Raw genomic sequence first — 26,704 nt, 5'->3', positions numbered from 1 at the left:
TCTCGAAGCACGTGGGGCGTCATCGCCCGCTGGGGATGACAAAGCCCGAACGCGAGCTGTACAACCGGATCGGGCCACGAGGCGGTTCAGCAGGCGCTCGACAGCCGTCGAGCGCGCGCAGAACCCCTAACCCTCGGGCGCTTCAAGCGCCGAGACGACGCCGCGGCAAGCTCTACCTCGGCGCACATTGAACGGGTAAAGTGCCAGCTCCCGGCATGCAGGCGGTCTGCCCGCGGTCAAATTGGAGTAACTGATGAACCCGTTGTTCGTCAGCGTTCTATCCTTCCTCGCTTTCATGGCCTCCTCGCTCGGCGGCCTGTGGCTCGCGCATAATCTGCCCGACACGCAGATGACAGACCGCAATCGGGACCTCATCAAGGAGGCTCGCCGCATGCTGGTGGCGCTCGCGTCGCTGACGCTCGGTCTGATCATCGCTTCCGCGACCACGTCGTTCGAGCAGCGCAGCAATGAGGTAGAGGACAGCGCGTCCAAGATCATCGCGCTCGATTCCACCCTTGCGAAATATGGCGCAGCCGCCAATGAGAGCAGGCAGATGCTGCGTGATCTGGTGAAACGCGGCGTCGAGCGGATCGACATCGCCGCGGCGGAAGGGTTCAATACGGAGAAGACGCGGAAGGGAATCGGCGTCAACAAACTCCAGTTGAAACTTTTGCAACTCTCGCCGCAAAACGAGCGTGAGACATGGCTTCGCTCGACGGCGCTCGGCCTGGCGAATGACCTCGGCGCGTATCGTTGGTTGAAATATTCCGGCTCGGATGGGCGGATACAATGGCCGTTTCTGGCCATTCTGATCTTCTGGCTTTGCGGCGTTTTCGTCAGCTATGGAGTCGTGGCGCCCTCCAACGCTACTGCGATCGGCACAATGACGGTGGTGGCGCTGTGCATGGCCATGGCTATCCTATTGACCCTCGACCTCGACACGCCCAATCGTGGCCTGATCAGAATGTCCGCGGCGCCCCTGAATATGGCGCTGGAACAGCTCGGCGCACTCGAGCCGGCAGCGGCGCCCGGCCGACCATGAATGACCTGCGGGGACAGAGCCTTGCGTTGCGCCATCGAAAAACCGTAAGAACTCCCTCGGTTACAATAAAATCAAAGACTGGCGGCGCATCGCCTTTTTCTCGGCGAGATGGGTCGCCGTCGCCTTCCAACTCAATCAATCTGTCCAGAGCTTGCCCCATGCGCCTTTCGATCGTCACGCTCGCCTTCTTCGCCATAGCCGCCCCGGCCCTCGCCGGCGATCCACAAATCATCGGCGCCAAGGACGGCAAGGATGTCGTCACCGTCCGCGTGGGGGAGGCCTCGACCTCGAAACAGGCCCTGCCCTTCTTTCCTGGGATTTCGGGGAAAAACGCCGGCGCCAAGGGGCTGTCTTTGCTCAAGGTGGTCATTCCGCCGGGCGCCTCGGCGCAGGCGCATGTCCACAAGGGCTATGAGTCGGCGATCTATCTGCTGCAGGGGACTGTCGAAACCAAATATGGCGAGCATCTCGAAAAGAGCGTCGTGAATGTCGCCGGCGATTTCATCTACATCCCCGCCGACGTGCCGCATCAGCCGACCAATCTCAGCAAGACCGAGCCGGCCATCGCCATCGTGGCGCGCAATGACGGCGAGGAGCAGGAACATGTGATCCTGCTGCCGAAGAAGTAGAGAAACGATAAGCCCGCATTTCGCTGCGCAAGCAGCGATCCGACGAGCGAGCTGTTTTGGAAAATCGGGATTCAGTTTGCCAGCGCGAGCGTTTCAAGCCGCGAGTGGGATCAAACTGCCAAGTCCTGACCAGAGACGATGATATTCTGCCGTCATGTCTCGCACGCATCGATTATTCGAACTCTTACAGATGCTGCGCCGCCGCCGCGGACCCGTGAGCGGGGCGGAGCTCGCGCGTGAGGCGGGCGTCTCTCTGCGAACGCTCTATCGCGACATCGCCGCCTTGCAGGCGCTAGGGGCTGAAATCGAAGGCGAGCCAGGCGTCGGATATGTGCTTCGGCCCGGTTTCCTTCTGCCCCCGCTCATGTTCTCACGTGAAGAGATCGAAGCGCTGGCGCTTGGCGCAAAATGGGTGGCGCGACGCACCGACGATTCGCTTTCCGACGCGGCGCGCAACGCCATAGCTAAAATCTCGGCCGTTCTGCCTGGAGACCTAAAAGCCCGATTGGACGACGACGCGCTTATCGTCGGCTCAGGAAGGGAACGACCGCAGCATGTCGAATTAGCGGCGCTACGGCGGGCGTTACGCGAAGAGCGCAAACTCGCCCTGTCCTATCGCGACGAGAAAGGTCTGCGTACCGAGCGCGTCGTGTGGCCAGTGGCGCTCGGCTTTTTCGAGTCCGCCCGCGTTCTCGCCGGCTGGTGCGAGTTGCGGGAAGCATTCCGTCATTTCCGCTCCGACCGGATCGAATCCGCGCGGATTTTAGAGGAACGCCCACCGCGACGGCGTCAAACGCTGTTGAAGGAGTGGCGGCAAAATATGCTGACAGAAGCTGACAGTGTGCTTGCTTATGGTCGCCGCGTCTCAGCACAGGCGAAGGGATCAGCCATGACGAAGGAGCTTGTTTTCTACACCCATCCGCAATCGCGCGGCATGGTCGTTCATTGGGTGTTGGAGGAGATCGGCGCGCCTTATTCGATCGACGTGAAGGAATACGGAACAACGATGAAGGCGCCGGAGTATCTGGCCATCAATCCGATGGGCAAAGTCCCGGCTATCCGGCACGGGGATACGGTGGTGACGGAAACCGCCGCAATCTGCGCCTATCTCGCCGACGCCTTCCCACAAGCCAGGCTCGCGCCGGCGCCTGAGGCGCGCGGCGACTACTATCGCTGGCTGTTTTTCGCGGCCGGCTGCGTGGAGCCGGCGATGAGCAATCACGCTGCCGGCTGGGATCCAGCGCCGGACATGCGGGCGCGCTTTGGCTATGGCTCTTACGACGCCGTGATCGAAACGCTGGCAAAGGCTTTGGCGGGTCGTCGTTATATCGCCGGCGACGCTTTCACCGCCGCGGACGCTTACGTTGGTTCGATGATCGGCTTTGGAATGCGCGTTGGCGTGATCGACAAGCGTCCGGAGTTCGAGGCTTATTGGAGCGGCTTGGAAAATCGCCCAGCACGGCGGCGCGCCGCCGCGCAGGCGGAAAAGCTTGCGTCCAAGCAGGCGTGGGAGCCCGCATGAGCGCGCGTTGATCTCCTTTCAACGATAAGGCTGTGCAGCGACTTCATAGGTATAATACGAGGTCCGCTGTTAGGCGCCATTCCCGACGCTCGCGCAGTTTCGACGCACAGGAAATCACCGCCGTCATTGCGAGGAGGCGGAGCCGACGAAGCAACCCAGGGCCGCATCGCTGCCCTGGATTGCTTCGCTTCGCTCGCAATGACGGGTTCTGGGCAAAACCAGCGCTTTTGCGGCGCTGGATTCCAGATCGGGCCTTCGGCCCGTCGGGAATGACAAGCGCCCGACGCGAGCTATTCAAACCGAGATGGAATAAAAAGAAGCAGATCCAGTAAAAGCGCCCGGCGAGAAAATAGGCTCGAGCCTGCGGCGCCAGCGGCCCGGAAGCCTGCGCGGATGGCCGGGAAGACAGCCGGCTTCGTGTACATTTCCAGAGGCCGCCGCGCGACCGTGATTCTGTGCATTCGTAATGCTTTAGCAGCAAATCTTGCGATTGTTTAAACCAAAGGTCACGGTCGCAATACGGATTGTTACTTAGTAATGCTTTAAAACGAATAGCAAAGCCACAGGCTATCTGTATCAAATATGCCACATCAATACAATAACTGACCGAGTCCCTCACCTGGAAACACCATTCAAACCAATTCTGGGCTAAGAAACGGATGCATGAGTGTTCGGCCCCCAAGCGGACCGCCTCCTCAAATTCAGAGAAAGGGCAATAAAATGAAAAGAATATTCTTAATTGCGACGGCCTCACTCCTCGCGCTCGGGTCGGCGCTGGCCGCGGATCTTCCCTCCCGCAAGGAAGCCCCCGTTTATGTCCCGCCGCCGCCCCCGCCGCCGTTGTGGACGGGTTTCTACGCCGGTTTGAACCTAGGCGGCGGTTGGCAGGACCACACCTCCTCCAATGTCTGGGGCTGGGGCTGGAATAATGGCGGCAACAACACCGGCGGCGTCGTCGGCGGCGGCCAGATTGGCTATAATTATCAGTTCGGCCAGAGCTTCCTCGTCGGCATCGAGACCGACTTCCAGGGCACGAGCATCGGCTCGGGCGGCAACAACAACAACCCCTGGCTTTGGGGCGGCTTCGGTCCCTGGGGCGGCTGGGGCGGCCTCAACGCTACGGCCCGCATCAACTGGTTCGGCACGGTTCGCGGCCGTCTGGGCTGGCTCTTTACGCCCACCCTGCTGGTCTATGGCACGGGCGGCTTCGCTTACGGCGACGTGCAGCGTAACTTCTGGTGGAACCAGAACAGCGTCGTGCAGACCGGCTGGACCGCCGGCGGCGGCGTCGAGTGGCTGTTCCTGCCGAACTGGTCTGCCAAGGCCGAATATCTCTACACGGATATCAGCGGCAACAACCAGAACCAGTTCTTCAACCCCGGCTTCGGGCTGAACAACGTCAACAACCACACCCGCTTCCACACGGTTCGCGCGGGCGTGAACTATCACTTCAACCTGTTCGGCGGGTCGGCTCCGGTCCTCGCGAAATACTGATACGGCTTTCCGGCCGACAAGAACCCGACCTCCCGGCCGGGTTCTCTTCAACGCAACCCTCGGCTTTCGCGCAAGCGAAGCTGGGGGTTTTGTCGTAATGGGGATTGCGCCCCAAAGTCTTCGTGCAGCCGGCTCAAAACACCCCGGCGTCCAATCCCGCCGCGGCCAGCGCGCCCAACTCCCGACATTGCTCGACAAAATCCTCGCGCCAGTCGCCGCGGCAGATCAGCGGCGGCTGGATCGCCCGCCATCGCAGCCCCGTGACGATCGTCTCGACGCCCCGCCGCGCGCCCGTCCCGTCGCTGCCAGCGCGGATGCACAAGGCGTAGGGAAGCCCTTGCGAATGGTCGAGGCACGGATAGTAGCAGCGGTCGAAGAAATCCTTGAGGGCGCCGCTCATGTAACCCAGATTCTCAGGCGTCAGGAGAACGACCGCCTGGGCCGCCAGCACGTCTTCGGGTTGCGCCTCGAAGGGGCTTAGAAGGCGCGTCTCGACGTTCTCGATCTCGGGTGCGCTCGCGCCTTCGACAATCGCGTCCCGCATGCGCTGCAGATTGGCGGAAGGCGCATGCGCGATGAGAAGGAGCTGCTTCTTCACCTGAACACACTCTATGTTGACAAGGCGTCACGCAGCCATCATCCAAGCCGCGCATAAACGCGCGCTTTCCGCGAGACGAAACGGCCAATGACCACCAAAATCTTCATCGATGGCGACGCCGGCACGACGGGCCTCGAAATCCGCGAGCGGCTCGCCGGCCGCGCCGACATCGAAATCGTCGCGATTCCGGCCGAAAAACGCAAGGATGTCGAGGCCAAGCGCGCCATCCTCGCCGCCGTCGAGATCGCCATTCTCTGCCTGCCCGACGACGCCGCCAAGGAGACCGTCGCGCTCTGCGACGCGCTCGGCGACAAGGCCCCGCGCCTGCTCGACGCCTCGACCGCGCATCGCGTCGCGCCCGGCTGGGTCTATGGCTTTCCAGAGCTCTGCGCCGGCCAGCCGGAGGCGATCGCCAAAGCGGCGCGCGTCGCCAATGTCGGCTGCTACGCCACTGGCTCCATCGCACTGCTGCGCCCGCTCGTCGACGCCGGCCTCATTCAGCCCGACCAGCAACTCACGATCAACGCGGTCTCCGGCTATTCGGGCGGCGGACGGCAGATGATCGAGTCTTACAAGAAGGGCGAGGCTCCGGCCTTCGAGCTTTACGGGCTTTCTCTCGAGCACAAGCATCTGCCCGAGATCATGGCCTATGCGAAGCTCTCCGTGCGCCCGCTGTTCGTGCCGTCGGTCGGCAATTTCCGCCAGGGCATGCTGGTGTCGATCCCGCTCGCGCTCGACGCTTTGCCGGGCAAGCCCGAGGCGGCGGATGTCGAGGCCGCCTATCGGCGCCATTACGAGGGCGCGCCGCATGTGCGCGTCGTGCCGGCGCCGGCGGCCGGCCGCCTCGACGCGCTCGCGCTCAACGGCACGGATGACATGGAGGTTTTCGTCTTCGCCAATGAGCCGCGGCGCCACGCCGTGCTGGTTGCGCGTCTCGACAATCTCGGCAAGGGCGCGTCAGGCGCGGCGGTGCAGAATCTCGATCTGATGATCGGCGGCGGCAAGCGGGCCTGAAGGCCCGCGGTCCATGGCGGCGTCCGGACCGCGCGCCTTCAGGCGCGCACGGGCATCACTCCCTAACGCACGGATGACATGGAGGTTTTCGTCTTCGCCAATGAGCCGCGGCGCCACGCCGTGCTGGTTGCGCGTTTCGACAATCTCGGCAAGCGCGCGTCAGGCGCGGCGGTGCAGAGTCTCGATCTGATGGATCGGCGGCGGCAAGCGGGCCTGAAGGCCCGCGGTCCATAGCGGCGTCGGACCGCGCGCCTTCGGGCGCGCATCGAACTCACTCGGTATAGGCCGTCACGCCCGCCGGCAGCTTCTGCGCCACATCCTCGTAGCGGCTGGTGCGCGTGCCCATCATGGTCTCGAAGGCCTCATGCACCTCGCTCACCGATTTGGCTTTGAGCTTGCGGCCCTGCTGTGCGTAGAAGATCGGCCTGTTGGCGCGGGCGGGCTTGGGCAGCAAAGCGGCGGCCGACATCGTCGGCTTCTCGATCAGCGCCTGCATGAAGCGTTCGGTGTCCTCCGGCCCGAGGAAGTGGATGAGATAGGTCTCGCCCGGGGTGAGCTGGCGACCGATCTTCTCGGCGATCTTGGAGCCGTCCTTCTTCAGCATCTGCGCCGCCAGCGCCGCCGAGAGATAGGGATCGTTGCGCAGGCCGAGGATTTTGGCGCGTTGCTGCGGCGCGACGCGCCCGATGGCGTCTGCGCCGTCGGCGATGGCGTTCGCCTCTTCCTCGCGGCCGTAGAGATGCCCGAAATTCTTGACCGCCTGGAGCCAGGTCTTCTCGACGAATTGAAAGAGCCCGCTCGCCGAGGAGGTGCGCGCCTTGGCGGTGGTCGAGAAGGCGGATTCCTTGTCGGCGATCGCCATGAGCAGCGCCGGGTCCATCTCGGTCTGGTTCGCGGCCTTCACGACGCGCTCGACGATCGACTTGTGCACCTTCACCGAACCGAAGCGCATCACGCCGGGCGCGTCGGAGGCGGTCTCGCCCTCCGCGCCGAGGCGATGCGCCCAGGTCAGCGCCGCCTGCTCGAGCGAGAAGTCGCTATCGAGCGCGGCCTCGTCGTCACCCCGCGTCAATTGCATGAAAGGCGTCGGGGGCGCATGCGGCTTCGCGGCGCGGGCGACGCGCTCATAGCGGGGCGCCGCCACGCGCTTGGCCGAGAAGCTCAGCGCCGCAAGCGTCGAAAGGACGACGCCGACACAAGCCGTGCGAAGAATGATCGGGAAAGCGCGGCCTTCAAGGATCGACGCCCAGCGGTCGCCCAAACTCATGCCGGGCGCGGACCCCAATGCGGGCTGCGAATACTCCGTCATTCTTCTCGTCGACTCCCTGCGCCGCAACAGCGGCCTTAACAAGAAGTTACGCAGAAGGAACGGCGAAAGAGCGACGGCGCGCGCCACCCCCGCGCCATATTCGGCGCGGCGGCGTGCTGGAGAAAATTCAGCAAAAACCCGTGTGTTCCGGACGCTTTAGGTGCGACAACGCGCGTGCGGCCTTATTTGCGCCATCAAACCAGCAGGCGCTTCCTTGTTAGAATGGCACCTTCGAGAGCAACGCCTGAATCAGGTGATAATCCGGGCCGGCGACAGGGGTCGTGCGCGCCAGGAAATCGACGGGCTTGCCGTCTTCCATCCCATAGTCCGCAATTCGGGTCACTTTCCTCGATTTGTCGAAATAGACAGCGAGCACATGCTGATCCGTGATGTTTTGCGGCATGAAGGCCATGGAGCGCTCGAGTCGCTGGCTGACGTAATACCAGGCGTCGCCGCCGATCGTGGACGTCGTGGAAGGCGTGCCGAGCAGTTGCATGACCTGCGGCGCCGCCATGCCCGGCTTCACCTGCATGGCCTTGCGCGAGTCGATCACCGCGCCGCGATTGATGACGCCGTCATAGCCCAGGCAGCCGGAGAGCGAGGCCGCGACGCCGAAGGCCGCCAACATTCTCACGGCCGACGAACCGAAACAGCCCCTCGAAAAACCGCGCAAGCCCAGCCCCGCCATATCGATCTCCAAGCTACTTTCCCGCCGGCGACGCGACGCGCGCCGGTATCCTGCATCGCAATTCGGCTTGCCTAGCCTTCGATTGGCGCGAAAGCAAGACGATCGTGGCCGGATAGATCAGAGAACTGGCGCCAATGAGGCGGCCAACGTATCTAAAAGCCATGAATGCGCCTGAAGGAGAGAAGAGAGGGCAAAATGATTGACGAACATAATATGGCCCTCGGCGAGAAGCCGCCATTCTCGCGCCCGCTGACCCTGACCGAAGTTCCGCCGGAAGGTCTCGAGATAAAAATCGCCGCCACGGACGCCGAGCGCGCGGCGCTGGCGCAGATGAACGGCCTGCCCGCCGTTCTTTCGCTCGAAGCGGCGCTCCGCGCACGGCGCTGGCGCAGCGACGGGCTGGAGGTGACCGGCGAGCTGCGCGCTCATGTGCGCCAGACTTGCGTCGTCACGCTCGACGAATTCGACTCCGAGGTCGTCGAGCCCATCGAGCTGCGCTTCGCGCCGCCAAAGGAGGCCCCCAAGCCCCGCTCGCGCCGCCACGAGCCCGAGCCGGAGGCGATCGAACAGAACATGCTCGACGATGATCCGCCCGACCCGCTGCTCGGCGGCGCGGTCGATCTCGGGGCGGTGGTCTCGGAGTTCCTCACTTTGACGCTCGATCCCTATCCGCGTAAGCCCGGCGCCGAATTTATCGAGCCTGCTCCCGAGGCGGAGCAGGAAGGCGGCGTGGTCTCGCCTTTCGCGAAGTTGCGACCCGCGGGGAAGTAGTATGGCGCGGGCCTGAAGGCCCGCGGTCCTTTGCGGCGCCCGGACCGCGCGCCTTCAGGCGCGCATGAATCAGCCGTACGCCTGGCCCCGGTCAAGCAAGCGCCGCGACGTGGCACTTGCGCGGCCGCGCAGCAAATGGCAATCACCCGCGCAGAACGCGGAGCCATGGCGGAATCGTCGGTTCGGCCAGATGGCGTCGCCGGTCACAGTCTCGCGCCCGCGAGCTGATCATTCGCCTGCCGTCCGCGGGCGCGCCGGCGCATCGCCGGCATGCGAGGGAAACAGGAAGCAATGGCGGAGAAAGTTCGGATCGCGGTCGACGCGATGGGCGGCGATTTCGGCCCGTCGGTGACGATCCCCGGCTGCGCCCTCGCCCTCGAACGCATGCCCGGCAGCCATTTTCTGCTCTTTGGCGACGAGACGGCGATCCGCGCCGAGCTCGCGAACCATCCGCGCCTCGCAGAGCGCGCCGAAATCCGCCACTCGAGCGTCAATATCCGCATGGATGACAAGCCAAGCCAGGCTTTGCGCTATGGGCGGCGCGTCTCCTCGATGTGGATGGCGATCGAAGCGGTCAAGAAGGGCGAGGCCGACGCCGCAATCTCCGCCGGCAACACCGGCGCGCTGATGGCCATGTCGAAAATCTGTCTACGCACCATGGCCCGCGTCGACCGGCCGGCGCTCGCCTGCCTGTGGCCGACGCTGCGCGGCCAGTCCATCGTTCTCGACGTCGGCGCCTCGATCGGCGCCAACGCCAGCCACCTCGTCGATCTCGCCATCATGGGCTCGGCGATGGCGCGCATCATCCTCGGCCTGGAGCGGCCGACCGTCGGCCTGCTCAATGTCGGCACCGAGGAGATCAAGGGCGTCGAGGAGGTCAAGGCCGCCGCCGCCATCCTGCGCGAATCCGACCTTCCTGGCCTCGAATATGCGGGCTTCGTCGAGGGCGACGGCATCGGCATGGGCGCCGTCGACGTCGTCGTAACGGAAGGCTTCACGGGCAATATCACGCTCAAGACCGCCGAAGGCACGGCGAAGCAGATCGCGGCCTATCTCAAAGCCGCCATGAGCGGCTCGCTCTTCGCCAAAATCGGCTATCTCTTCGCCCGCGGCGCCTTCGCCGAGCTCAAGGGCAAGATGGACACGCGCGCCGTCAACGGCGGCGTGTTTCTCGGCCTCGAAGGCATCGTCATCAAGAGCCACGGCGGAACGGACTCTGTGGGCTTCGCCCGCGCGATCGAGATCGGCTACGAAATGGCCAAGAACGATCTCATGAACCGAATTCGCGACACGATCGCGCTCGCTCACCAATTCGAAAGCGGCGCCGCCGATCCGGCCAGCCCGTCGCAGGAAACCGCTCAGTGACGTCACATCCCCTGCTCCGCTCCGTCGTTCTCGGCGTGGGCTCCTATCTGCCCGCCAAGACGCTGACCAATGACGACCTCGCCAAGATCGTCGACACCAGCGACGAGTGGATTTTCCAGCGCACGGGCATCAAGGAACGCCACATCGCCGCCGAGGGTGAAACCACCTCGATGCTCGGCGAGAAGGCGGCGCGCGCGGCGCTCGCAAACGCCGGCCTCACCCCCGATGACATCGACCTGATCATCGTCGGCACCTCCACTCCCGACTGGACCTTCCCCTCGACCGCGACGCAAATTCAGGCGGCCCTCGGCGTCGCCCATGGCGTGGCCTTCGATCTTCAGGCGGTTTGCTCAGGCTTCGTTTTCGCGCTCTCGACCGCCGATAAATTCCTGCGCTCGGGCTCGCACAAGCGCGCCCTCGTCATCGGCGCGGAGACATTCTCTCGCATCCTCAACTGGGAAGACCGCACGACCTGCGTCCTCTTCGGCGACGGCGCCGGCGCGATGGTGCTGGAGGCCCGGCCCTCCAGCGGCGCCTTGAGCGAGCGCGGCGTGCTGACGACGCATTTGCGCTCCGACGGCCGGCATCGGACGAAGCTCTATGTCGACGGCGGTCCTTCCGCCACGCAGACGGTCGGCCATCTCCGCATGTCCGGTCAGGAAGTCTTCAAATTCGCCGTCGGCAAGGTGACCGACGTCGTCGTCGACGCTTTCGCCGCGACGGGCCTCTCGGCCGCGGAGCTCGATTGGTTCGTGCCGCATCAGGCCAACCGGCGGATCATCGACATGTCGGCGCAAAAGCTCGGCATCGCGCCGGAAAAGATCGTCGCCACCGTCCATCTGCACGGCAACACCTCGGCCGCCAGCATTCCCCTCGCCCTTTCGGTCGCGGCGGCGGATGGCCGCATCAAGCAGGGCGATCTCGTCATGCTGGAGGCGGTCGGCGGCGGATTCACCTGGGGATCGGCTTTGATCCGCTGGTAAGTCGGCGAAACGACAACGCAATTGTTTTCGGCCCCGAAATGCGCCCGATTCACGCTCGGGCGCTGCAACTTGCGCTTGATTTTTTGCAGCAATTCTGAATAATTCCGACAACGGATGAGCGAGCCGGGCTTCGGCGACGGCTAATGGTTCTTTGGCGGTATTTGCTGATTGCGCTCCGACCGATTGCAGTAAAAGCAACTATCCGCGCAAACTATCTCCGCCTCCAATATTTTTGCAACGAAGAATTACAAGGTTCCAAATGTCCCAGGAGCAAATCCTCTTGCCGAACGGCGATGGCGCTAGCGCTTTTGTCTACGGCGACCAATCGATCAGAACGACGACGCGCGCGGATCTCGCCGAGGCAGTTCATCAGCATACTGGTCTAGGCCGCAGTGAAGCCTCCAAATATGTCGAAATGGTGCTCGACGAGATTTTCGAAAGCATCGTCTCGCGGGAAGACGTCAAACTGTCGTCCTTCGGCGCTTTTCTCGTTCGCGCCAAGCGGGAGCGGCAGGGCCGCAATCCCAAGACGGGAGAGTCGGCGAAAATCACGGCGCGGCTGGTCGTGACCTTCAAGCCCTCCAACGTGCTGCGCGCGCGCATCAACAATGGTTTGGAGGAGCCGGCGGCCTTGCCCGGCAAGAATGGCCAAGCCCCGAAGCCGAATGGGAAAAGCCCCCCGAACGAGAGAACGGTCTGATACCATTTCCGGTTGAATAGCTCGCACGGGGACTTGTCATTCCCGGCGGGCTGAAAGCCCGACCGGGAATCCAGAGCCACAAAAGCGCTGGTTTGGCTCTGGATTCCCGGTCGCTCGCTGCGCGAGCGTCGGGAATGACAGCGAACCAATCAAGCGGATCTCGTATGACGCCTCGCGACGGCGAGGGCGCAAGCGCCTCTTGACAAGACTTCCCGGCGCATGCGCCAAGCGCCTATGGCCAAGTCCCGTTCTTTCTTCGTCTGCCAAAACTGCGGCGCCGTCGCCGCGCGCTGGCAGGGACGCTGCGAATCTTGCGGCGAATGGAACTCGATCGCCGAGGAAAGCGATCCGGGTCCGACGGCGCTGCGCGTAACGCGCGGGCGCGCGATCGAGCTCGAAGGGCTCGCCGGGTCGGATCGGCCGGCCGAGCGCATCGTCACCGGGATCGATGAATTCGACCGGGTGACGGGCGGCGGATTCGTGCCGGGCTCGGTCCTGCTGCTCGGGGGCGAGCCCGGCATCGGTAAATCGACCGTGCTCATCCAGGCCTGCGCGGCGCTCGCGCGGCGCGGGGAGCGGGTCATTTACATTTCCGGCGAAGAGGCCGTGGCGCAAGTGCGGCTGCGCGCGGCCCGCCTCAGCCTTGCCGACGCGCCGGTCGAACTCGCCTCGGCCACGCAGGTCGAGGATATTCTCGCCACCTGCGCGACGGGCAAACGCGCCGCGCTGATCGTCATCGATTCCATTCAGACCATGCACACGGAAGTCGCGCCCTCGGCTCCCGGCACGGTCACACAAGTGCGGGCGAGCGCGCAGGCGCTGCTCCGCCACGCCAAGACCAGCGGCTCGACGATCATCCTTGTCGGCCACGTCACCAAGGACGGTCAGGTCGCCGGACCGCGCGTCGTCGAACATATGGTCGACGCAGTGCTGTCGTTCGAGGGCGATGCGGCGCATCACTTTCGCATGTTGCGGGCCTCGAAAAACCGTTTCGGCGCCACCGGCGAAATCGGCGTCTTCGAAATGACCGGGCTCGGGCTCGCCGAGGTGGCCAACCCCTCGGCGATCTTTCTTGCGGGGCGCGACGCCTCCGCGCCGGGCGCGGCGGTCTTCGCCGGCATGGAAGGCCAGCGCCCCATGCTGATCGAAATCCAGGCGCTCGTGGCGCCGACCTCGCTGGGCACGCCGCGGCGCGCCGTCGTGGGTTTCGACCAGAATCGCCTGTCGATGATTCTCGCCGTGCTGGAGGCGCATGGCGGTTTGAAGCTCGGGATGCACGACGTTTATCTCAATGTCGCGGGCGGCCTGCGCGCCGACGAGCCGGCGGGCGATCTCGCCGCCGCGGCGGCGCTCGTTTCCTCGCTGACGGGCGCCGTTCTCCCGGCCGATCAGGCGTTTTTTGGAGAAATCGGCCTTTCCGGCGCCATCAGGCCCGTCATCCACGCCGGGATGCGGCTACGCGAGGCCGCCAAGCTCGGCTTTCACCAGGCGGTGCTGGCGCAAAGCCAGCAGATCAATGACGACGAGCGGCGCGCCGGGCTGATCTTGCGGCCCTGCGCCGACGTCGCCCAGCTCGTTGCGGCGATTGCTCAAACTGCGCCCCGGGCACGTTAAGGCTGAAATTTAAGCTTTCTACTTCCCGCCGACGGCTGAGTTGCGCTAGAAGCAAGCCGTCGTACGTTCCCGCGGCCATCGACCCAGCCGCCTTCGATCAGCAGAGCGCGCTTGCGAAAGCGAATGGCGTATCGGGCGCGCAAAGCGCGCCGGCGAAGCGTTGGGATTTCCGAGCGTCAGGGCGAAACGAAGAGGACTTCGATGCCGTCGTACCTTGATCTGGCAGTTATTATTATCGTTCTGGTCTCCGGCATGCTCGCCTTGCTGCGCGGATTCACCCGCGAAGTGCTGGCGATCCTCTCATGGGTGGCGGCGGCCTTCGCGGCTTACTATCTGCACCCCATGGCGCTGCCCTATATAAAACCTTACCTCGCTAAGGACGAGCTCGCGCTCGCCGCGTCGGTCGCGGCCGTTTTCTTCGTGGCGCTGGTGCTGGTGTCGATTTTCACCGTGAAGCTTTCCGACGTGATTCTGGACTCCAAGATCGGCGCGCTCGACCGTTCGCTGGGCTTCGTCTTCGGAGCCGTCCGGGGCATGCTTCTCGCGGTGGTGGCCTTTCTGTTCTACGGCTGGCTGGTGCCCGACCCCAATCAGCCGGAATGGGTCCGCAGCGCCCGCGCCAAGCCGCTGCTCCAGGCGGGCGGCGAGAAGCTGCGCGAATGGCTTCCCGACGACATGGACAGCATCGTCGCCAAGATCAAAGCCAAGAAGGGCGGCGCGCCTGTCGAAGAGACCCCGCCCGCCGAATCCGAGCTCGAGAAGGCGCTGCCGCCGAGCGAGAAGCAGTAAGAGGGATGACGCGCAAAGGGCCGAAAAACTTGCCGGCGTTCGCGCCGATTGGCAAAGATGATGCTAGAGCGCAGCACCGCGCTTCGATAGGGGAGACAGCGCAATGACAGACAGCCAATCCATTGCCGGCCCGATCGAAACCACCGACGATCTCGACGGCGATCGTCTGCGCGAATATTGCGGCGTTTTCGGCGTCTTCGATTTCGAGGACGCCGCCGCCATCACCGCTCTCGGCCTTCACGCGCTCCAGCATCGCGGCCAGGAAGCCGCCGGCATTGTCACCTATGACGCGGGCGGCCGTTTCCACGCCGAGCGGCGCCTCGGGCTTGTCGGCGATCACTTCTCCAAGGAAAGCACGATCAAGCGCCTCCCCGGCTCCGCCGCGATCGGTCATGTCCGTTATGCGACGACCGGCGAAACCATTTTACGCAATGTTCAGCCGCTTTTCGCCGAGCTCAACACCGGCGGCTTCGCCGTGGCGCATAACGGCAATCTCACCAATGCGCAGGCGCTGCGCCGCGACCTCATCAAGGAAGGCTCGATCTTTCAGTCGACCTCCGACACGGAAGTCATCCTTCACCTTGTAGCGCGAAGCCGCAAGCCGCAGCTTATCGACCGCTTCATCGAGGCCCTGCGCGCCATCGAAGGCGCCTATTCGCTCGTCGCCCTGACAAACAAGAAGCTTATCGGCGCGCGCGATCCGCTCGGCATCCGCCCGCTGGTGATCGGCGAGCTGGACGGCAAATATATCCTGGCCTCGGAAACCTGCGCGCTTGACATTATCGGCGCGCGCTTCGTGCGCGACGTCAAGAACGGCGAGATCGTCATCATCTCGGAGTCGGGGATCGAGAGCATCGAACCCTTCCCCGCCCGGGCGGCGCGGCCCTGTATCTTCGAATTCATTTACTTCGCTCGGCCGGACTCTCTGGTTCAGGGTCGCCCCGTCTATGAGGTCCGCAAGGCCATGGGCCGCGAATTGGCGCGCGAGCAGAACATCGCGGCCGATGTCGTGGTGCCGGTGCCGGACTCGGGCGTTCCGGCGGCGATCGGTTATTCGCGCGAGTCGGGCATTCCTTTCGAGCTGGGCATCATCCGCAACCATTACGTCGGCCGCACCTTCATTCAGCCGACGCAATCGGTGCGCGAGGTCGGCGTGCGCATGAAGCACAGCGCCAATCGCTGCGTGGTCGAGGGCAAGCGCGTCATCCTCATCGACGACTCGATCGTGCGCGGCACGACCTCGGTGAAGATCGTGCAGATGATGCGCGACGCGGGCGCCACCGAGGTGCATTTCCTCATCTCCTCGCCGCCCATCACCCATCCGGACTATTACGGCATCGACACGCCGCAGAAGGAAAAGCTCCTCGCCGCGACGCATTCGCTGGAGGAGATGCGCGCCTATATCGGCTGCGATTCGCTGTCTTTCCTTTCGGTCGACGGCATCTACCGCGCGATGGGCTTCGACGGCCGCGACAAGACGCATCCCCAATTTACCGACCATTGCTTCACGGGCGACTATCCGACGTCGCTGACGGACCTCGTGGAGGAGAACCGCGCGCAGCTCTCGCTGCTGGCGGAGGCGAGCTGAGGCCTTTTTATCGACAGAGGCAAACTCATGGCCGCACCCGCAAAAAAGCCGATGACGGCGGCCGAATTTCTCCAATGGGCGCAGGAGACGGAGCGCAAGCGCTGCGAGCTGGTCCGCGGCGAGATCATCGCTATGGCGCCGGAGCGCGCGGAGCACAGCCGGATCAAGGCGCGGATCTGGCGCGCGCTCGCCGACGCCGTCGAACGCACAGGCGCAAACTGCGAGGCTTTTATCGATAGCCTCGGCGTGGCGGTCGACGATTACACTGTCTATGAGCCCGACGCCCTGGTGAACTGCGGCGACGCCGTCGCGCCCGATTCACTTCTCGCAACTTCGCCGATTGTCGTTGTCGAGGTGATCTCGCCTTCCTCGCGAAGTCTCGACACCAACGCAAAGCTTTCGGACTATTTTCGCGTGCCGACCATTGCGCATTATTTGGTGGTCGACTCCAAACGGCGTCTCGTCCTGCATTATTCCCGCGACGGCGATCGGATCGCCGTCGCCTTCGTCAAGGAAGGCGCGATCGCGCTGATCCCACCCGGTCTCTCCATCGAGATCGCCGACATGTTCCCCTAACCGGATTATCAGTTGGAAGCCTCCCCCATCATCGCTCTCGTCACCGGCGCCTCCCGCGGCGTCGGCCGCGCCATCTCTCTCGAACTCGCGCGCCAGGGCGCGCATATTGTGGCGCTTGCCCGCACGCAGGGCGCGCTGGAGGAGCTCGACGACGAAATTCGCGCGCTCGGCGGGCAAGCAACGCTTGTTCCCTGCGACGTCACCGATTTCGACGCGCTCGACCGTCTCGGCGCGGCGCTCTTCGAGCGCTGGGGCAAGCTCGACGTCTTCGTCGGCAACGCCGGCGTGCTCGGCCCCCTGTCGCCGCTCGCCCATGTGGACGTCAAGGATTGGAACCGCGTCGTGGCGGTGAATGTCACGGCCAATTGGCGGCTCATCCGTTCGCTTGATCCGCTGCTGCGGGCGTCTGGCGCCGGGCGGGTTCTTTTCGTCACCTCGGGCGCGGCGCACAAGGCGAAGCCCTTCTGGGGCCCCTACGCCATCTCCAAAGCCGCGCTCGACGCCATGGCGCGCACTTATGCGGCGGAGGTCAAGGATGACGGCGTCACGGTGATGATCGCCAATCCGGGCCCGTTACGCACCCGCATGCGCGCCCAGGCCATGCCGGGCGAAGACCCCATGACGCTGCCGGCGCCTGAGGATTTTGCGAAAAAATGCCTCCCGCTGTTGGCGCCCGAGTGGCGCGAGACCGGGAGGCTCTATGACTTTCCCACCGACCGGCTGATGGACTTCCGCCCGCCGGCGTGAAAAGCGCGGGGTCGCCCCCGCGCTTCGCCATCAATGATGGTGGTGATGATGATGGTGGTGGTGATGGTGATGACCGTGGTGGTGCCTATGGAACACGGGCGCCGGCGCCGCGACATAGGCGAGCGTGAGGCTCTCGACGCCCGCGTTCCAGCCAAGACCCGCGCCCGCTTCGATCTGGAAGGGCTGCAGCGAGAAGGTGTTGTCCGAGCCGCCGACGAGGACCGCGCCGCCGCCGCCGACGCCGATCTTGGCCGAAACGCCCGGGCCGACATAGTTGCCGGCCAGCGCGCCGGGGCCGACCTTGCCGGTGGCCGCGATCACGCCCCAGGCGAGCTCGCCCTGGCCGTTGATGGTGATGTTCGGGCCGACCTTGGTCAGCGTGCCGACGTAATGGACCGGGAGGGCGCCTTCCTCGTCGTCGCTATAGGCGCAGTCGATCTGCTGGTTCTCGACGATGACGCTCAGATCGTTGCCGAGCAGCCTGCACTGAAGCGTGCCAACGCGGCCGTCGGCGAGAGCCGCTGCCGGAGCCAGAAGCGCCAAAATCGCGGCGCCGCCGAGCGCGTGGCTCAGTTTGAAACGGACAGACATAGAACTCCTCCTCTTTTTCTCTTCGAGCCGTTAAAGCTCTTACCGCGATCGCAAACTTCAGCAGAATGCTACGCATAAGGCGCAGTATATGACAACCGGCTGGATCGCTACAGTGGTAACGAGAACGGCGCCATTTCGAACGTGCGACGTCGCACGCAGCGACGATCGCGCCAGTAATCCCTTTGATTGCAGCCCCTTGCAAACGGCGATCGGGCGGGCGATCTTGAGGTAAGCCAACGCGGCCTGTTATGCGGCGCTTGGACGCGGCGGCGGAGACGGAGCGATGAGCGCGCAACCCCCTGTTTTGTATGAATCACAGCTTTCGAGCGCCGACATCGAGGCGTTGCGCGCGGCCGTCGCCGCACTGGAGCGCCAGAGCTTTGCCGGACGCGTCGCGCGCCTTGCCGGCCGGCGCATGGGGCTCGTCAGCCGTCCCCTGCCCCCGCAGCTTCAGGAAATGGCTGGATTGGCCGCGCAGAAGGCGCTGACGACCGCCTTGCGAGTGGCGCTGTCGAGCCTCGAAGGCGCGCCGCCAGGCGACACCACGCGGTTTCACCGCCGCCTCGCTGCGCTCACAGGCGGCGTCGGCGGCGCGGTCGGCCTGGCGAGCCTCCCTGTGGAGCTGCCTCTCTCGACCACCATCATGCTGCGCTCGATCGCCGACATCGCGCGTAGTCACGGCGAAAATCTGCGCAACCCTGAGACGGGGCTCGCCTGTCTCGAGGTCTTCGCGCTGGGCGGCCATGCCGGCGACAATATGCTCGAAGGCGGTTATCTCGCCGTCCGCGGCCTGCTCGCCAAGTCCGTCAGCGACGCGGCGCGATATGTGGCGACGCGCGGGGTCTCGCAGGAGGCCGGGCCGGCGCTGGTGCGGCTGGTCGGACAGCTCTCGGCGCGCTTCGGCGTCGTCGTCTCGCAGAAAGTCGCCGCCCAGGCGGTGCCGATCATCGGCGCGGTCAGCGGCGCAGCGATCAATCTGGCCTTCACCGAGCATTTCCAGACGCTGGCGCGCGGCCATTTTGCGGTGCGCCGCCTGGAGCGCATCTATAATCCGGCGCTGGTGCGCGCCCAATATGCCCGCATCGCCCGCGAAGAAGGCTATTGGGACGCGCCGCTCAACGCCTAGGACACGGTCTCCCGAACCGCCATCTTGTCCGCCATCCTTTGCCCGTGCGTCGCCGTCACCCTGTCGACCAGCGCGCGCAAGGCGCGACGCGCATCCTCCGTCCGCGCCTCCGTCAATCGCGAGAAGCCATATGCAAAGGCCACGGCGAGCCCAGTCAGGCAGGCAAAGGAAAGGATTTGCAGCGACCCCGGGCAGTCGTGGGGCATCCATTCCTCGCCAGCGAAACCACGGATTGCGCCAGCGCCCAGGAAGACGACGGGATTGTGAACCGCATAGAGGGAATAGGAAAAATCCGCGAGCTTGCGATTGATCTCCGCCGCGCGGCCCTCCTGGAATGGAGATCGGTCGAAACGCAGGGCGACGATCACATTGGCGAAGAGGAAGGCGTTGAGCACATCGACGAATTGTTGAAGCTGAGGGACCGCCTCCAACGCCGGGCCCCTCACCGTCAGACGCGTAACCACGACCGATACGATGAGAATCGCCAGCGCCAGCTTGTAGTTCCCAATGAGCGGACGTGTCGCGACGCGGGCGACGGCGCCCATGACCCAGATCAGGAAATAGAAAGCGAACAGCGTCTGGGGCGCGCAAAGCGCCGCAAATAGGGCGACCCCCGCCGTGAAAGCCGCGGCTTTCGCCCGCCAGCTCAGCCCGCGATGCAGGGGCAAAAGCAGCAGCGGGAAAACAATATAGCTCCAAAATTCGCAGGCCAGCGACCACAAAGGGGCGCTCGTGCCATAAAAGGGCGAATAGATCTCCTGCAAGTTCAAGAGATTAGGAGGAATCAGGTTCAGGCCGAAATGCCCATCGAAGAGCTTGTTCTCGTAGAAAGACTTGCGGAACAGCGCGCGGCCGAGCGTGTCGAAAGTGAAGGTTACCAATAAAGCCGGGATCAAGACGACGTAAATGCGCGTCACACGATTGATGAGATAGCTTTTCAAAAAGGATTTCTCTTGCAAGATCGCGGTCAAAGCGTTGCCGCCAACGAGAAAACCCGAAATGACAAAAAAGCCGATGACCGCAAAATGCGCGAACTGAAAGTGGCTGACAAACCACCAAATGTAATTGGTCGCGCTCTGAGGCGTAATCATCATACCGCTAAAACGATTGAAGAGCGGCGTTTCGTGCCCGATCAAGACGACAAAGGCGAAGAGCCAGCGGCCGCCGTCGAGAAAATTCGAAAGTCGGGGCTCCAGTCTCAAATTATTTTTCTCCTCTTATAGCTAAGCTCTCCTTTCATTTTTACACACTCGCCGACCGAGGCGGAAGTCTCTGCTTGTGCCTATTTGCCGCCCACCCACAGGACCCGTCTTGCGCGTATGCGCCCCAGACCCTATCACCCTGCCCTATGGCCGACGCATTCTCCCCCAAATCCGACTTTCTGCGCGTTCTTCTGGAGCGCGGCTTCGTGCATCAGTGCTCCGACTTCGAGGGGCTGGACGAGAAGGCGGCTGCCGGCGGACTGGCGGCCTATATCGGTTTCGACTGCACGGCCTCTTCGCTTCATGTCGGCTCGCTTCTGCCGATCATGCTGCTCGCCTGGTTTCAGCGCACCGGCGGCAAGCCCTTGCCGCTCATGGGCGGCGGCACCACGCGCGTCGGCGATCCTTCGGGCAAGGATGAAAGCCGCAAGCTTTTGACGATCGAGCAGATCGACGCCAACAAGGCGTCGATCAGGCGCGTTTTCGAGCGCTTCCTGACCTTCGGCGACGGGCCGACCGACGCCTCGATGCTCGATAACGCCGACTGGCTCGCCGGGCTCAATTACATCGACTTCCTGCGCGACGTCGGCCGGCATTTCTCCGTCAATCGCATGCTCACGATGGATTCGGTGAAGCTGCGGCTGGAGCGCGAGCACGAGCTCTCCTTCATCGAATTCAACTACATGTGCTTGCAGGCCTATGATTTCGTCGAGATCAACCGCCGCTATGGCGCGCTGCTGCAGATGGGCGGCTCCGACCAATGGGGCAATATCGTCACCGGCCTCGATCTCGGGCGCCGCATGGGAACGCCGCAGCTTTACGCGCTGACCTCGCCGCTGCTGACGACGGCTTCCGGCGCCAAAATGGGCAAGACGGCGGCGGGCGCCGTGTGGCTCAATGCCGACATGCTGTCGCCCTACGATTACTGGCAGTTTTGGCGCAACACCGAGGACGCCGACGTCGCGCGCTTCCTGAAGCTCTTCACTTTCCTGCCCATGGAGGAAGTCGCCCGGCTGGCGGCGCTCGGCGGGGCTGAGATCAACGAGGCCAAGAAAACCCTCGCCACAGAGGCGACCGCGCTGGTTCACGGCGGCGAGGCCGCCGACCAAGCGGCGGAAACGGCGCGCGCGACCTTTGAAGAGGGCGCGCTGGCTTTGTCGCTCCCGAAGGTTCCCGTCTCGGCTGAGGAGATCGCCGCCGGGCTCGGCGTGCTCTCCGCCTTCGTAAAGGCCGGCCTCGTCGCTTCGACCGGCGAAGCGCGGCGGCAGATCAAGGGCGGCGGCCTGCGTTTGAATGACGCCGTCGTGACCGACGAACGCGCGACGCTCTCGCAGAAGGACTTCGAGAAGGACGGCGTAGCGAAACTTTCGCTCGGCAAGAAGAAGCACGTGCTGCTGACCCGCGACTAAGTAAATTTGCGCGAATAGCTCGCATTGACGCTTGTCATTCCCGAGGGGCCGAAGGCCCGATCGGGATTCCAGAGCCAGAAAGCGCGCGTTTTACTCTGGATTCCCGATTGCTCGCTCATGCGAGCGTCGGGAATGGCGCCGCGAATCCCGTGTAAAACGGCTGCGGGCATGACTTTCGCCATTATCCAACGGCAGAGCTGCCGCTAACTCTCTCCCGCGACGGGAATCCGATTCGGGAGTTATCTAATGAAAAAGTGGATTTATGTTCTGGGCGTTGCCGCCGTCGTCGCCGCGCCGGAAGCAATGGCCCGCGCGGTCCGCGCCCCTGCGCCCGCCCCCGAGGCCCCGCCAAGCCTCGCCCCCTCCCCGCTTCTCGCGCTTCCGCAACCCAATTTCGACGTTCTGGGCGGCCCTGTCCAATATAAAGCCGGCGTCACCTTCATGTCGGAGAATATCTGGCGCGGCATTTCGATCACCAACCACCGCCCCGGCGCGATGGCCTATGGCGAGATCGGCAAGGGCTGGTTCTATCTTGGCGGCGATGTGCTGAACGTCACGCTGCCGACGTCGCCGGCCGCGCAGCTCGACATTTATGGCGGCGTGCGCCCGAACTTGGGGCCGCTGACGCTCGATTTCGGCGCCGTCTATCACGGCCGCCCGGGCAATCAGCAGCAATATTTCCTCGGCGGCCTGTCGCCGGTCCTCACGTACTTGACGCCGGGCGGCATGCCGACGACGCCCTTCGACCAGAGCTTCGTGGAAATTTATGCCAAGCCGAGCTGGGCGCTCAACGACTATCTGACCATTGGCGCGGAGATCGGCTACAATCCGAGCTGGGCGAATTACAACGCCCATGCGCTCTATTCGGGCGGCAACGCCAAGCTCAGCCTGCCCGGCACGGGCGCCTCGATCTCGGGCGCCTTCGGCCATTATTTCCTTGGCATGGGCGACCCCACCTATGGGCCGAGCTATATTCAGCCGGGCGTCAAAGGCATCCAGGGCTTCAAGCTGTCGAGCTACAACACCTGGAACATCGGCGCCTCCTATAAGTGGAAGGCGATCACGCTGGACGTCCGCTATCACGACAATACGCTGACGCGCCGCGGCTGCTTCACTAACGTCGCCAATCCCGCCGGCAATTTCGCCGCCGCGGTCTGGGGCCAGGGCTATTCCGACTGGTGCGACTCGCGCGTGGTCGGCTCGATCAATGTGGAGCTGGATTCGACGATGTTCCAGTGACAAACCAGGGCTTGGTGGGCCTCCTCCTCCACACCATTTCCGTTTGAACAACTCGCATCGGCGCCTGTCATTCCCGGCGGGCCGAAGGCCCGACCGGGAATCCAGAGCCCAAAAAGCGCTGGTTTTGCTCTGGATTCCCGATCGCTCGCTGCGCGAGCGTCGGGAATGAGACTGAACCCCAGCAGGCGGATCTCATATGAGAGACTCGCAAAGCCTTTTGGATGTTCTCGGCTACCGCGTCTCCGGCATCCGCGCCGTTCCATCCAGCACGCCCATGATCTTGCGCATCAGGCCGGGCGCGATCGCCGACAGCGGATTGACGCTGACGACAGGCGCTGAAAGCGCCCCCGCCACGCGGTAGTTCAGCGCAAAAATCCCCTCATTCTGCCCGCCGGTGATGACCAGATTGAGCACCGGAATATTGGAGAGCAGGCTGTTCAGCGCATAGGCCGGCACATAAGAGCCGGAAAGGTCGAGCCGGTCGCGCGGGAAGTCGATGAAGCCGTCGAAGGTGAGGCCGATCTCGGGGCCGGACATCACCCCCTCGCGCACCGACAGGCGCCCGCCGCTCCATGTGAAATTGGATTGCAACCGGCCAACGCGCACAAGATCGGGATCGAAGCGCAGATTGCCGCGGTCGTCGGCGCGCGCCGTTCCACCCTGCGCCATGAGCTGACGCATCGTCGGCTCGCCTTTGACGAAGAAATCACGGATGCGGATGGCGCCGTCGGCGCGGTTCTGGCCGAGCGCGACATTGGCGTTCAGGACGCCGTTCTCCATCTTGCGGTAGAGATCGAGGAAGGCCAGGAAGGAGCCCGCGTCATTCGTTGAAATGTCGAGCTCCTGTGCGCCGTTTTGACCGCGCGTCATCGCGACGGCAAGGTCCTCGCGGCCAAAATTGCCCGTGAGCGCCACGGTGCGCGGGCGCCCGCCACGCGATTCATATTCGAAGACGACGCCCGAGAGAATTTGCTTCCCGTGGCCGGTGACGATCGGCAGTTTGACGTCGACGCTGACGTCGTCGCCGGCGTTCCGCTGGCTTCCGGAGGGCTTGTCGGCGCCGCCGCTCCCCGAGCGAATGAGCGAGGCGAGCATCGGCCGCGCGTCGAAATTCGCGCCGCGCACGACAATCTTCATCGCCTCCCCGCCGCGCGAGACATCGACTTTCATGTCGTCGCCGGTGGAGAGCCGCACCGGAGCGAGCCGGGCGCTGCGGAAGCCGCCTTCTTTGGCGAGTTCGATCACGCCCTGCGCCTGCATGGGGTTGGCGTCGAAGTTGAACTGATCGAGCGCGATGGACTCGCCGCGCTTCACCGCGAGAAAGGTGGCTTTGGCGGCCTTGCCGACCGGCTTCGCGACGCCGGGAATGGGATTGTCGAAGCTGGCGCGCGTCAGGTCGAGTTCGACATGGGCGTTGAGGTCGTCGGCGACAGGAAGCTGCGTTTTCACGATCGCCGAGACCGGCCCGCTCACCCCCGCGACGGCATAGCCCGCCCGCTGCCGCGCGGCCTCGTCGAAGGTCAGTGTCAATTGCGCCTGCGCCGGCCCCTTTTCGCCGAAGCCGCGCCTGAGTTCGAGCGTCGCCGGCGCGCCATAGAGCCGCCCCGTCCCATTGACGCGCAGGCCGCTGCGATCGGAGAGCACATGTAAGGCCGCGCCCTCGAGCCGCTCCTTGCCGATGAGTTTCTCGACGACGAGATTGGTCGTGTTCGCGTCGACGCCAAAGGTAGTGCGGTCCCCGCGCGCCGTGTCGCCGATTTCGAAATCGACCCTGACGCGGCCGTCGATCTGCCCTTTGAGCGTTGCGCCGTCGACGGGAACGGTCGCATGCGCCGCGACGATGGGCATGGAGAGAATATCGGCGGCGGCTTCGATGTTGCCCGCAACCTTGAGATCGAGCACGGCGGGGGTCGGCAGCAGCGCATTATCGGCGACGGAGAAACGCCCTTCGGAGAGAGTGAGGCGATGTCCCGGCGCGGTTTCCATCATGCCGGATGTCGCGTCGAAGGCGGAGGTCCGGCCGGTGACGCGGAGCTTCCCCGCGACGCCGGTCATCGGCGCCAAGCCTGGCAAGACGTCGATCAATGTACAATTCGCGACGTCGCCGACGATCTCGAGGGACTTCTCCGGCGGCGGACGCTCGTAGCGCATGGCGGTAATCGCGTCGTCGTCGAAGTCGCCGGTGGCATGCGCATGTTTCACCACGCCGACGGGAATGTGGTCGATAAACCACGCGCGCACGGGCGCCGCGACATGGGTCGGCCAAAGCCGCATGAGGGCGCGCGCCTCGACGTCGTCGACGTCGAGCGTATAGATCACGCGCGGCGCCCCGCGATAGGTCGCCGCAACGCTCGCGGATGCGTGCAAGTCCGGGCCGGAGACAGCCAAGCGGTCGAGCAGCAAGCGCCCCTGGCCGTGCATCAGGCGCGCCTGGAGCGCGGCCTCCTCTATAAGGACGCTTTTCTCCCCGGCGCGATCCGGCGCGATTTGAGAGGGCTTCACCAATTTGGCGTTGATCAGCCAGGCGTCGGCCCCCGGATCGGCGCCGGGAGGAAGCTCCGCCGGCGCCTCGGCCGATCCGGCAAGGGCCAGATCGAAACCGCCGGCCTTGAGTTCGAAAGGCGCGACGACGAGCTTGCGCTCGCGCCGACTCCAGCGGGCCTGGGCCGCGATGCGCTGGACCATGACCGGCTCATAGTCGGGCTCCTCTAAACGGAAGAAGCCCTTGCCGATCTCCAGGCCGCCGGTCGCTTCGAGCACGATGCCGTCGGGCGAGAGCGAGAAGCTCAGATCGACGCCGAGGGGCGAGTCCGTGTCGAAATGAAGATTGCGGGCGCCCGCCACCAAAGAGATTTCGTCGATCGTGATGTTGCGCAGCTTGGCCACGAGGGCGCGGTTGCGACCCGGCGCGCCTTTCGCCGCCGCCGTCACGCTCCAGCGCTGTGACGGTCCCGTCGCGGCCAGGCTGAACCGCATGCTGCCCTGAGCCTTTGCGAGGCTCAGCGAAACATCCTTGTATTGGATCGTGCGGTCGATGGTGCGGTCGTCGATGGTCAGCCGCCCATGCAGCACGCCGAGCTTGTCGAAGCCGCCGATCGGACTGTCCGGGCTTATCGCGAGATCCATCAGGGCGCGCAGGGCGCCGGCGGCGGATTTCAGCAGGGCCACGCGTTCGACCGGCGCCGGCGCGTCCGGATTTGGCTGGAGCGGTGAATCATTGGGGCTTTGCGGGACCGCAGGCGGCGGAGCGACCCTGGCCGTCGCCACGGGGTCTCCGCCCGCCGAAACCGCGATGGCGCCGTCCGCCTGGACGGAAAGACGCACGTCGAGGTCGAGCGCCTCCAAGCGGCGGGGCTGGAGACGGCCGAGCAAGATCGACGGCCAATCGAGGGAGAGCTCGGCGCGCGGCGCCGCGAGAATGGCCCGGTCGCCTGATTTTACAACGAGCCCGTTGACGGTCAGGGTCGGACCATGGTCCGAGTTGGCCAGGGAGACGCCCGCGAGCTGAAAGGCGAACTGCCCCGCGAAGCGTTCGTCCAGCGCGGCGACGATGCGCGGCGTGAGCCAGCCAAAGTCGATCGGCCCATGCGACAGCGCCAGGAAGAAGGCGCCGATGGCGAGACAAACGAGCGCCAATCCGCCGAGCCCGCAGGAGGCCCCGGTCCGAACCGCCCTCGGGACGCGCACGCGCCGGCGCCGTTTCGGCGG

24 protein-coding genes are annotated in these 26,704 nt (G+C 64.4%); 18 read left to right on the top strand and 6 right to left on the bottom strand.

The features are described 5' to 3' along the window. Window positions 1-253: 253 nt before the first annotated feature. The 4 genes from QMG84_RS08665 to QMG84_RS08650 all read left to right on the top strand — a co-directional run bounded on the left by QMG84_RS08665 (window position 254) and on the right by QMG84_RS08650 (window position 4,687). Entirely contained in the window at window positions 254-1,042 is a 789-nt protein-coding gene (locus QMG84_RS08665) for a bestrophin-like domain (protein ID WP_202072818.1), read from the top strand. 158 nt (window positions 1,043-1,200) lie between these two features. Then, window positions 1,201-1,671: a cupin domain-containing protein gene (locus QMG84_RS08660; protein ID WP_281931816.1), complete on the top strand. Its 471-nt coding sequence runs from the start codon at window positions 1,201-1,203 to the stop codon at window positions 1,669-1,671. A gap of 154 nt (window positions 1,672-1,825) precedes the next feature. After that, window positions 1,826-3,193, top strand: a complete 1,368-nt coding sequence (locus QMG84_RS08655; protein ID WP_281931815.1) for an HTH domain-containing protein — start codon at window positions 1,826-1,828, stop codon at window positions 3,191-3,193. Between the two features lie 720 nt (window positions 3,194-3,913). After that, a complete protein-coding gene (locus QMG84_RS08650) occupies window positions 3,914-4,687 on the top strand; it encodes an outer membrane protein (RefSeq protein WP_202072816.1) in 774 nt (257 codons plus the stop codon). Window positions 4,688-4,820: 133 nt separating this feature from the next. On the opposite strand, the gene QMG84_RS08645 is transcribed toward QMG84_RS08650, so the two are convergent. Beyond that, complete coding sequence (locus QMG84_RS08645; RefSeq protein WP_281931812.1) at window positions 4,821-5,285, bottom strand: flavodoxin family protein; 465 nt, start codon at window positions 5,283-5,285, stop codon at window positions 4,821-4,823. Window positions 5,286-5,372: 87 nt separating this feature from the next. Here QMG84_RS08645 and argC point away from each other — a divergent pair, with 87 nt between their 5' ends. Both argC and QMG84_RS08635 read left to right on the top strand, forming a co-directional pair. After that, window positions 5,373-6,299 (top strand): N-acetyl-gamma-glutamyl-phosphate reductase, encoded by a 927-nt coding sequence (gene argC / locus QMG84_RS08640; RefSeq protein ID WP_281931810.1) that lies wholly within the window; start codon window positions 5,373-5,375, stop codon window positions 6,297-6,299. 78 nt (window positions 6,300-6,377) lie between these two features. After that, the gene (locus QMG84_RS08635; RefSeq protein WP_434085980.1) at window positions 6,378-6,533 is read left to right on the top strand and encodes a hypothetical protein; all 156 of its coding nucleotides are present in this window, start codon (window positions 6,378-6,380) and stop codon (window positions 6,531-6,533) included. 37 nt (window positions 6,534-6,570) lie between these two features. Here QMG84_RS08635 and QMG84_RS08630 read toward each other — a convergent pair whose 3' ends face one another. Next, window positions 6,571-7,608 (bottom strand): transglycosylase SLT domain-containing protein, encoded by a 1,038-nt coding sequence (locus QMG84_RS08630; RefSeq protein WP_281931809.1) that lies wholly within the window; start codon window positions 7,606-7,608, stop codon window positions 6,571-6,573. Between the two features lie 217 nt (window positions 7,609-7,825). Continuing rightward, window positions 7,826-8,308 carry an outer membrane protein assembly factor BamE gene (locus QMG84_RS08625; protein WP_281931808.1) on the bottom strand — a complete coding sequence of 161 codons (483 nt, stop codon included), beginning with the start codon at window positions 8,306-8,308 and terminating at the stop codon, window positions 7,826-7,828. A 183-nt stretch (window positions 8,309-8,491) separates the two neighbouring features. Between QMG84_RS08625 and QMG84_RS08620 the strand changes: the two genes are divergently transcribed. The 9 genes from QMG84_RS08620 to QMG84_RS08580 all read left to right on the top strand — a co-directional run bounded on the left by QMG84_RS08620 (window position 8,492) and on the right by QMG84_RS08580 (window position 17,429). Beyond that, window positions 8,492-9,067, top strand: a complete 576-nt coding sequence (locus tag QMG84_RS08620) for a YceD family protein (protein WP_281931807.1) — start codon at window positions 8,492-8,494, stop codon at window positions 9,065-9,067. Window positions 9,068-9,358: 291 nt separating this feature from the next. Then, window positions 9,359-10,432 (top strand): phosphate acyltransferase PlsX, encoded by a 1,074-nt coding sequence (gene plsX / locus QMG84_RS08615; RefSeq protein ID WP_281931806.1) that lies wholly within the window; start codon window positions 9,359-9,361, stop codon window positions 10,430-10,432. Then, window positions 10,429-11,415 carry a beta-ketoacyl-ACP synthase III gene (locus tag QMG84_RS08610; RefSeq protein WP_202072810.1) on the top strand — a complete coding sequence of 329 codons (987 nt, stop codon included), beginning with the start codon at window positions 10,429-10,431 and terminating at the stop codon, window positions 11,413-11,415. Before plsX ends, QMG84_RS08610 begins: the two co-directional genes overlap by 4 nt. Window positions 11,416-11,674: 259 nt before the next feature. Beyond that, window positions 11,675-12,115 (top strand): integration host factor subunit alpha, encoded by a 441-nt coding sequence (locus QMG84_RS08605; RefSeq protein WP_413661901.1) that lies wholly within the window; start codon window positions 11,675-11,677, stop codon window positions 12,113-12,115. 234 nt (window positions 12,116-12,349) lie between these two features. Continuing rightward, window positions 12,350-13,729 (top strand): DNA repair protein RadA, encoded by a 1,380-nt coding sequence (gene radA / locus QMG84_RS08600; protein ID WP_281931805.1) that lies wholly within the window; start codon window positions 12,350-12,352, stop codon window positions 13,727-13,729. 201 nt (window positions 13,730-13,930) lie between these two features. Next, a complete protein-coding gene (locus tag QMG84_RS08595) occupies window positions 13,931-14,518 on the top strand; it encodes a CvpA family protein (protein WP_281931804.1) in 588 nt (195 codons plus the stop codon). A 103-nt stretch (window positions 14,519-14,621) separates the two neighbouring features. Next, window positions 14,622-16,106, top strand: coding sequence for an amidophosphoribosyltransferase (gene purF / locus QMG84_RS08590; RefSeq protein ID WP_281931803.1), 1,485 nt, complete (start codon window positions 14,622-14,624; stop codon window positions 16,104-16,106). 27 nt (window positions 16,107-16,133) lie between these two features. Continuing rightward, window positions 16,134-16,682 (top strand): Uma2 family endonuclease, encoded by a 549-nt coding sequence (locus QMG84_RS08585; protein WP_281931802.1) that lies wholly within the window; start codon window positions 16,134-16,136, stop codon window positions 16,680-16,682. Between the two features lie 12 nt (window positions 16,683-16,694). Further along, complete coding sequence (locus QMG84_RS08580) at window positions 16,695-17,429, top strand: SDR family NAD(P)-dependent oxidoreductase (RefSeq protein ID WP_281931801.1); 735 nt, start codon at window positions 16,695-16,697, stop codon at window positions 17,427-17,429. Between the two features lie 30 nt (window positions 17,430-17,459). On the opposite strand, the gene QMG84_RS08575 is transcribed toward QMG84_RS08580, so the two are convergent. Next, a complete protein-coding gene (locus QMG84_RS08575; protein ID WP_281931800.1) occupies window positions 17,460-18,020 on the bottom strand; it encodes a DUF992 domain-containing protein in 561 nt (186 codons plus the stop codon). 283 nt (window positions 18,021-18,303) lie between these two features. Here QMG84_RS08575 and QMG84_RS08570 point away from each other — a divergent pair, with 283 nt between their 5' ends. After that, the gene (locus tag QMG84_RS08570) at window positions 18,304-19,146 is read left to right on the top strand and encodes an EcsC family protein (RefSeq protein WP_281931799.1); all 843 of its coding nucleotides are present in this window, start codon (window positions 18,304-18,306) and stop codon (window positions 19,144-19,146) included. Here QMG84_RS08570 and QMG84_RS08565 read toward each other — a convergent pair. Then, window positions 19,143-20,282 (bottom strand): acyltransferase family protein, encoded by a 1,140-nt coding sequence (locus QMG84_RS08565; RefSeq protein WP_281931955.1) that lies wholly within the window; start codon window positions 20,280-20,282, stop codon window positions 19,143-19,145. The two genes, QMG84_RS08570 and QMG84_RS08565, sit on opposite strands and share 4 nt — an antisense overlap. Before the next feature lie 212 nt (window positions 20,283-20,494). Here QMG84_RS08565 and tyrS point away from each other — a divergent pair, with 212 nt between their 5' ends. Together tyrS and QMG84_RS08555 are read left to right on the top strand one after the other, a co-directional pair. Then, window positions 20,495-21,757, top strand: a complete 1,263-nt coding sequence (gene tyrS / locus QMG84_RS08560; RefSeq protein WP_281931798.1) for a tyrosine--tRNA ligase — start codon at window positions 20,495-20,497, stop codon at window positions 21,755-21,757. Between the two features lie 246 nt (window positions 21,758-22,003). Beyond that, window positions 22,004-22,996, top strand: a complete 993-nt coding sequence (locus QMG84_RS08555) for a TorF family putative porin (protein WP_281931797.1) — start codon at window positions 22,004-22,006, stop codon at window positions 22,994-22,996. A 231-nt stretch (window positions 22,997-23,227) separates the two neighbouring features. On the opposite strand, the gene QMG84_RS08550 is transcribed toward QMG84_RS08555, so the two are convergent. Then, the gene (locus QMG84_RS08550; RefSeq protein ID WP_281931796.1) at window positions 23,228-26,683 is read right to left on the bottom strand and encodes an AsmA-like C-terminal region-containing protein; all 3,456 of its coding nucleotides are present in this window, start codon (window positions 26,681-26,683) and stop codon (window positions 23,228-23,230) included. Window positions 26,684-26,704: the final 21 nt, after the last annotated feature.

The sequence above is a fragment of the Methylocystis iwaonis genome, from assembly GCF_027925385.1.
Taxonomy (GTDB): Bacteria; Pseudomonadota; Alphaproteobacteria; order Rhizobiales; family Beijerinckiaceae; genus Methylocystis; species Methylocystis iwaonis.
The sequence above is the reverse complement of the archived record's forward strand: the minus strand, read 5'-3'. Positions and strand labels throughout refer to the sequence as shown.

Excerpts from the sequence above, each read along its gene's own strand:
- QMG84_RS08665 (WP_202072818.1), top strand. The coding sequence starts at position 254 with ATGAACCCGTTGTTCGTCAGCGTTCTATCCTTCCTCGCTTTCATGGCC.
- QMG84_RS08660 (WP_281931816.1), top strand. The coding sequence starts at position 1,201 with ATGCGCCTTTCGATCGTCACGCTCGCCTTCTTCGCCATAGCCGCCCCG.
- QMG84_RS08655 (WP_281931815.1), top strand. The coding sequence starts at position 1,826 with ATGTCTCGCACGCATCGATTATTCGAACTCTTACAGATGCTGCGCCGC.
- QMG84_RS08650 (WP_202072816.1), top strand. The coding sequence starts at position 3,914 with ATGAAAAGAATATTCTTAATTGCGACGGCCTCACTCCTCGCGCTCGGG.
- argC (WP_281931810.1), top strand. The coding sequence starts at position 5,373 with ATGACCACCAAAATCTTCATCGATGGCGACGCCGGCACGACGGGCCTC.
- QMG84_RS08635 (WP_434085980.1), top strand. The coding sequence starts at position 6,378 with ATGGAGGTTTTCGTCTTCGCCAATGAGCCGCGGCGCCACGCCGTGCTG.
- QMG84_RS08630 (WP_281931809.1), bottom strand. The coding sequence starts at position 7,608 with ATGACGGAGTATTCGCAGCCCGCATTGGGGTCCGCGCCCGGCATGAGT.
- QMG84_RS08620 (WP_281931807.1), top strand. The coding sequence starts at position 8,492 with ATGATTGACGAACATAATATGGCCCTCGGCGAGAAGCCGCCATTCTCG.
- plsX (WP_281931806.1), top strand. The coding sequence starts at position 9,359 with ATGGCGGAGAAAGTTCGGATCGCGGTCGACGCGATGGGCGGCGATTTC.
- QMG84_RS08605 (WP_413661901.1), top strand. The coding sequence starts at position 11,675 with ATGTCCCAGGAGCAAATCCTCTTGCCGAACGGCGATGGCGCTAGCGCT.
- radA (WP_281931805.1), top strand. The coding sequence starts at position 12,350 with ATGGCCAAGTCCCGTTCTTTCTTCGTCTGCCAAAACTGCGGCGCCGTC.
- QMG84_RS08595 (WP_281931804.1), top strand. The coding sequence starts at position 13,931 with ATGCCGTCGTACCTTGATCTGGCAGTTATTATTATCGTTCTGGTCTCC.
- purF (WP_281931803.1), top strand. The coding sequence starts at position 14,622 with ATGACAGACAGCCAATCCATTGCCGGCCCGATCGAAACCACCGACGAT.
- QMG84_RS08585 (WP_281931802.1), top strand. The coding sequence starts at position 16,134 with ATGGCCGCACCCGCAAAAAAGCCGATGACGGCGGCCGAATTTCTCCAA.
- QMG84_RS08575 (WP_281931800.1), bottom strand. The coding sequence starts at position 18,020 with ATGTCTGTCCGTTTCAAACTGAGCCACGCGCTCGGCGGCGCCGCGATT.
- QMG84_RS08570 (WP_281931799.1), top strand. The coding sequence starts at position 18,304 with ATGAGCGCGCAACCCCCTGTTTTGTATGAATCACAGCTTTCGAGCGCC.
- tyrS (WP_281931798.1), top strand. The coding sequence starts at position 20,495 with ATGGCCGACGCATTCTCCCCCAAATCCGACTTTCTGCGCGTTCTTCTG.
- QMG84_RS08555 (WP_281931797.1), top strand. The coding sequence starts at position 22,004 with ATGAAAAAGTGGATTTATGTTCTGGGCGTTGCCGCCGTCGTCGCCGCG.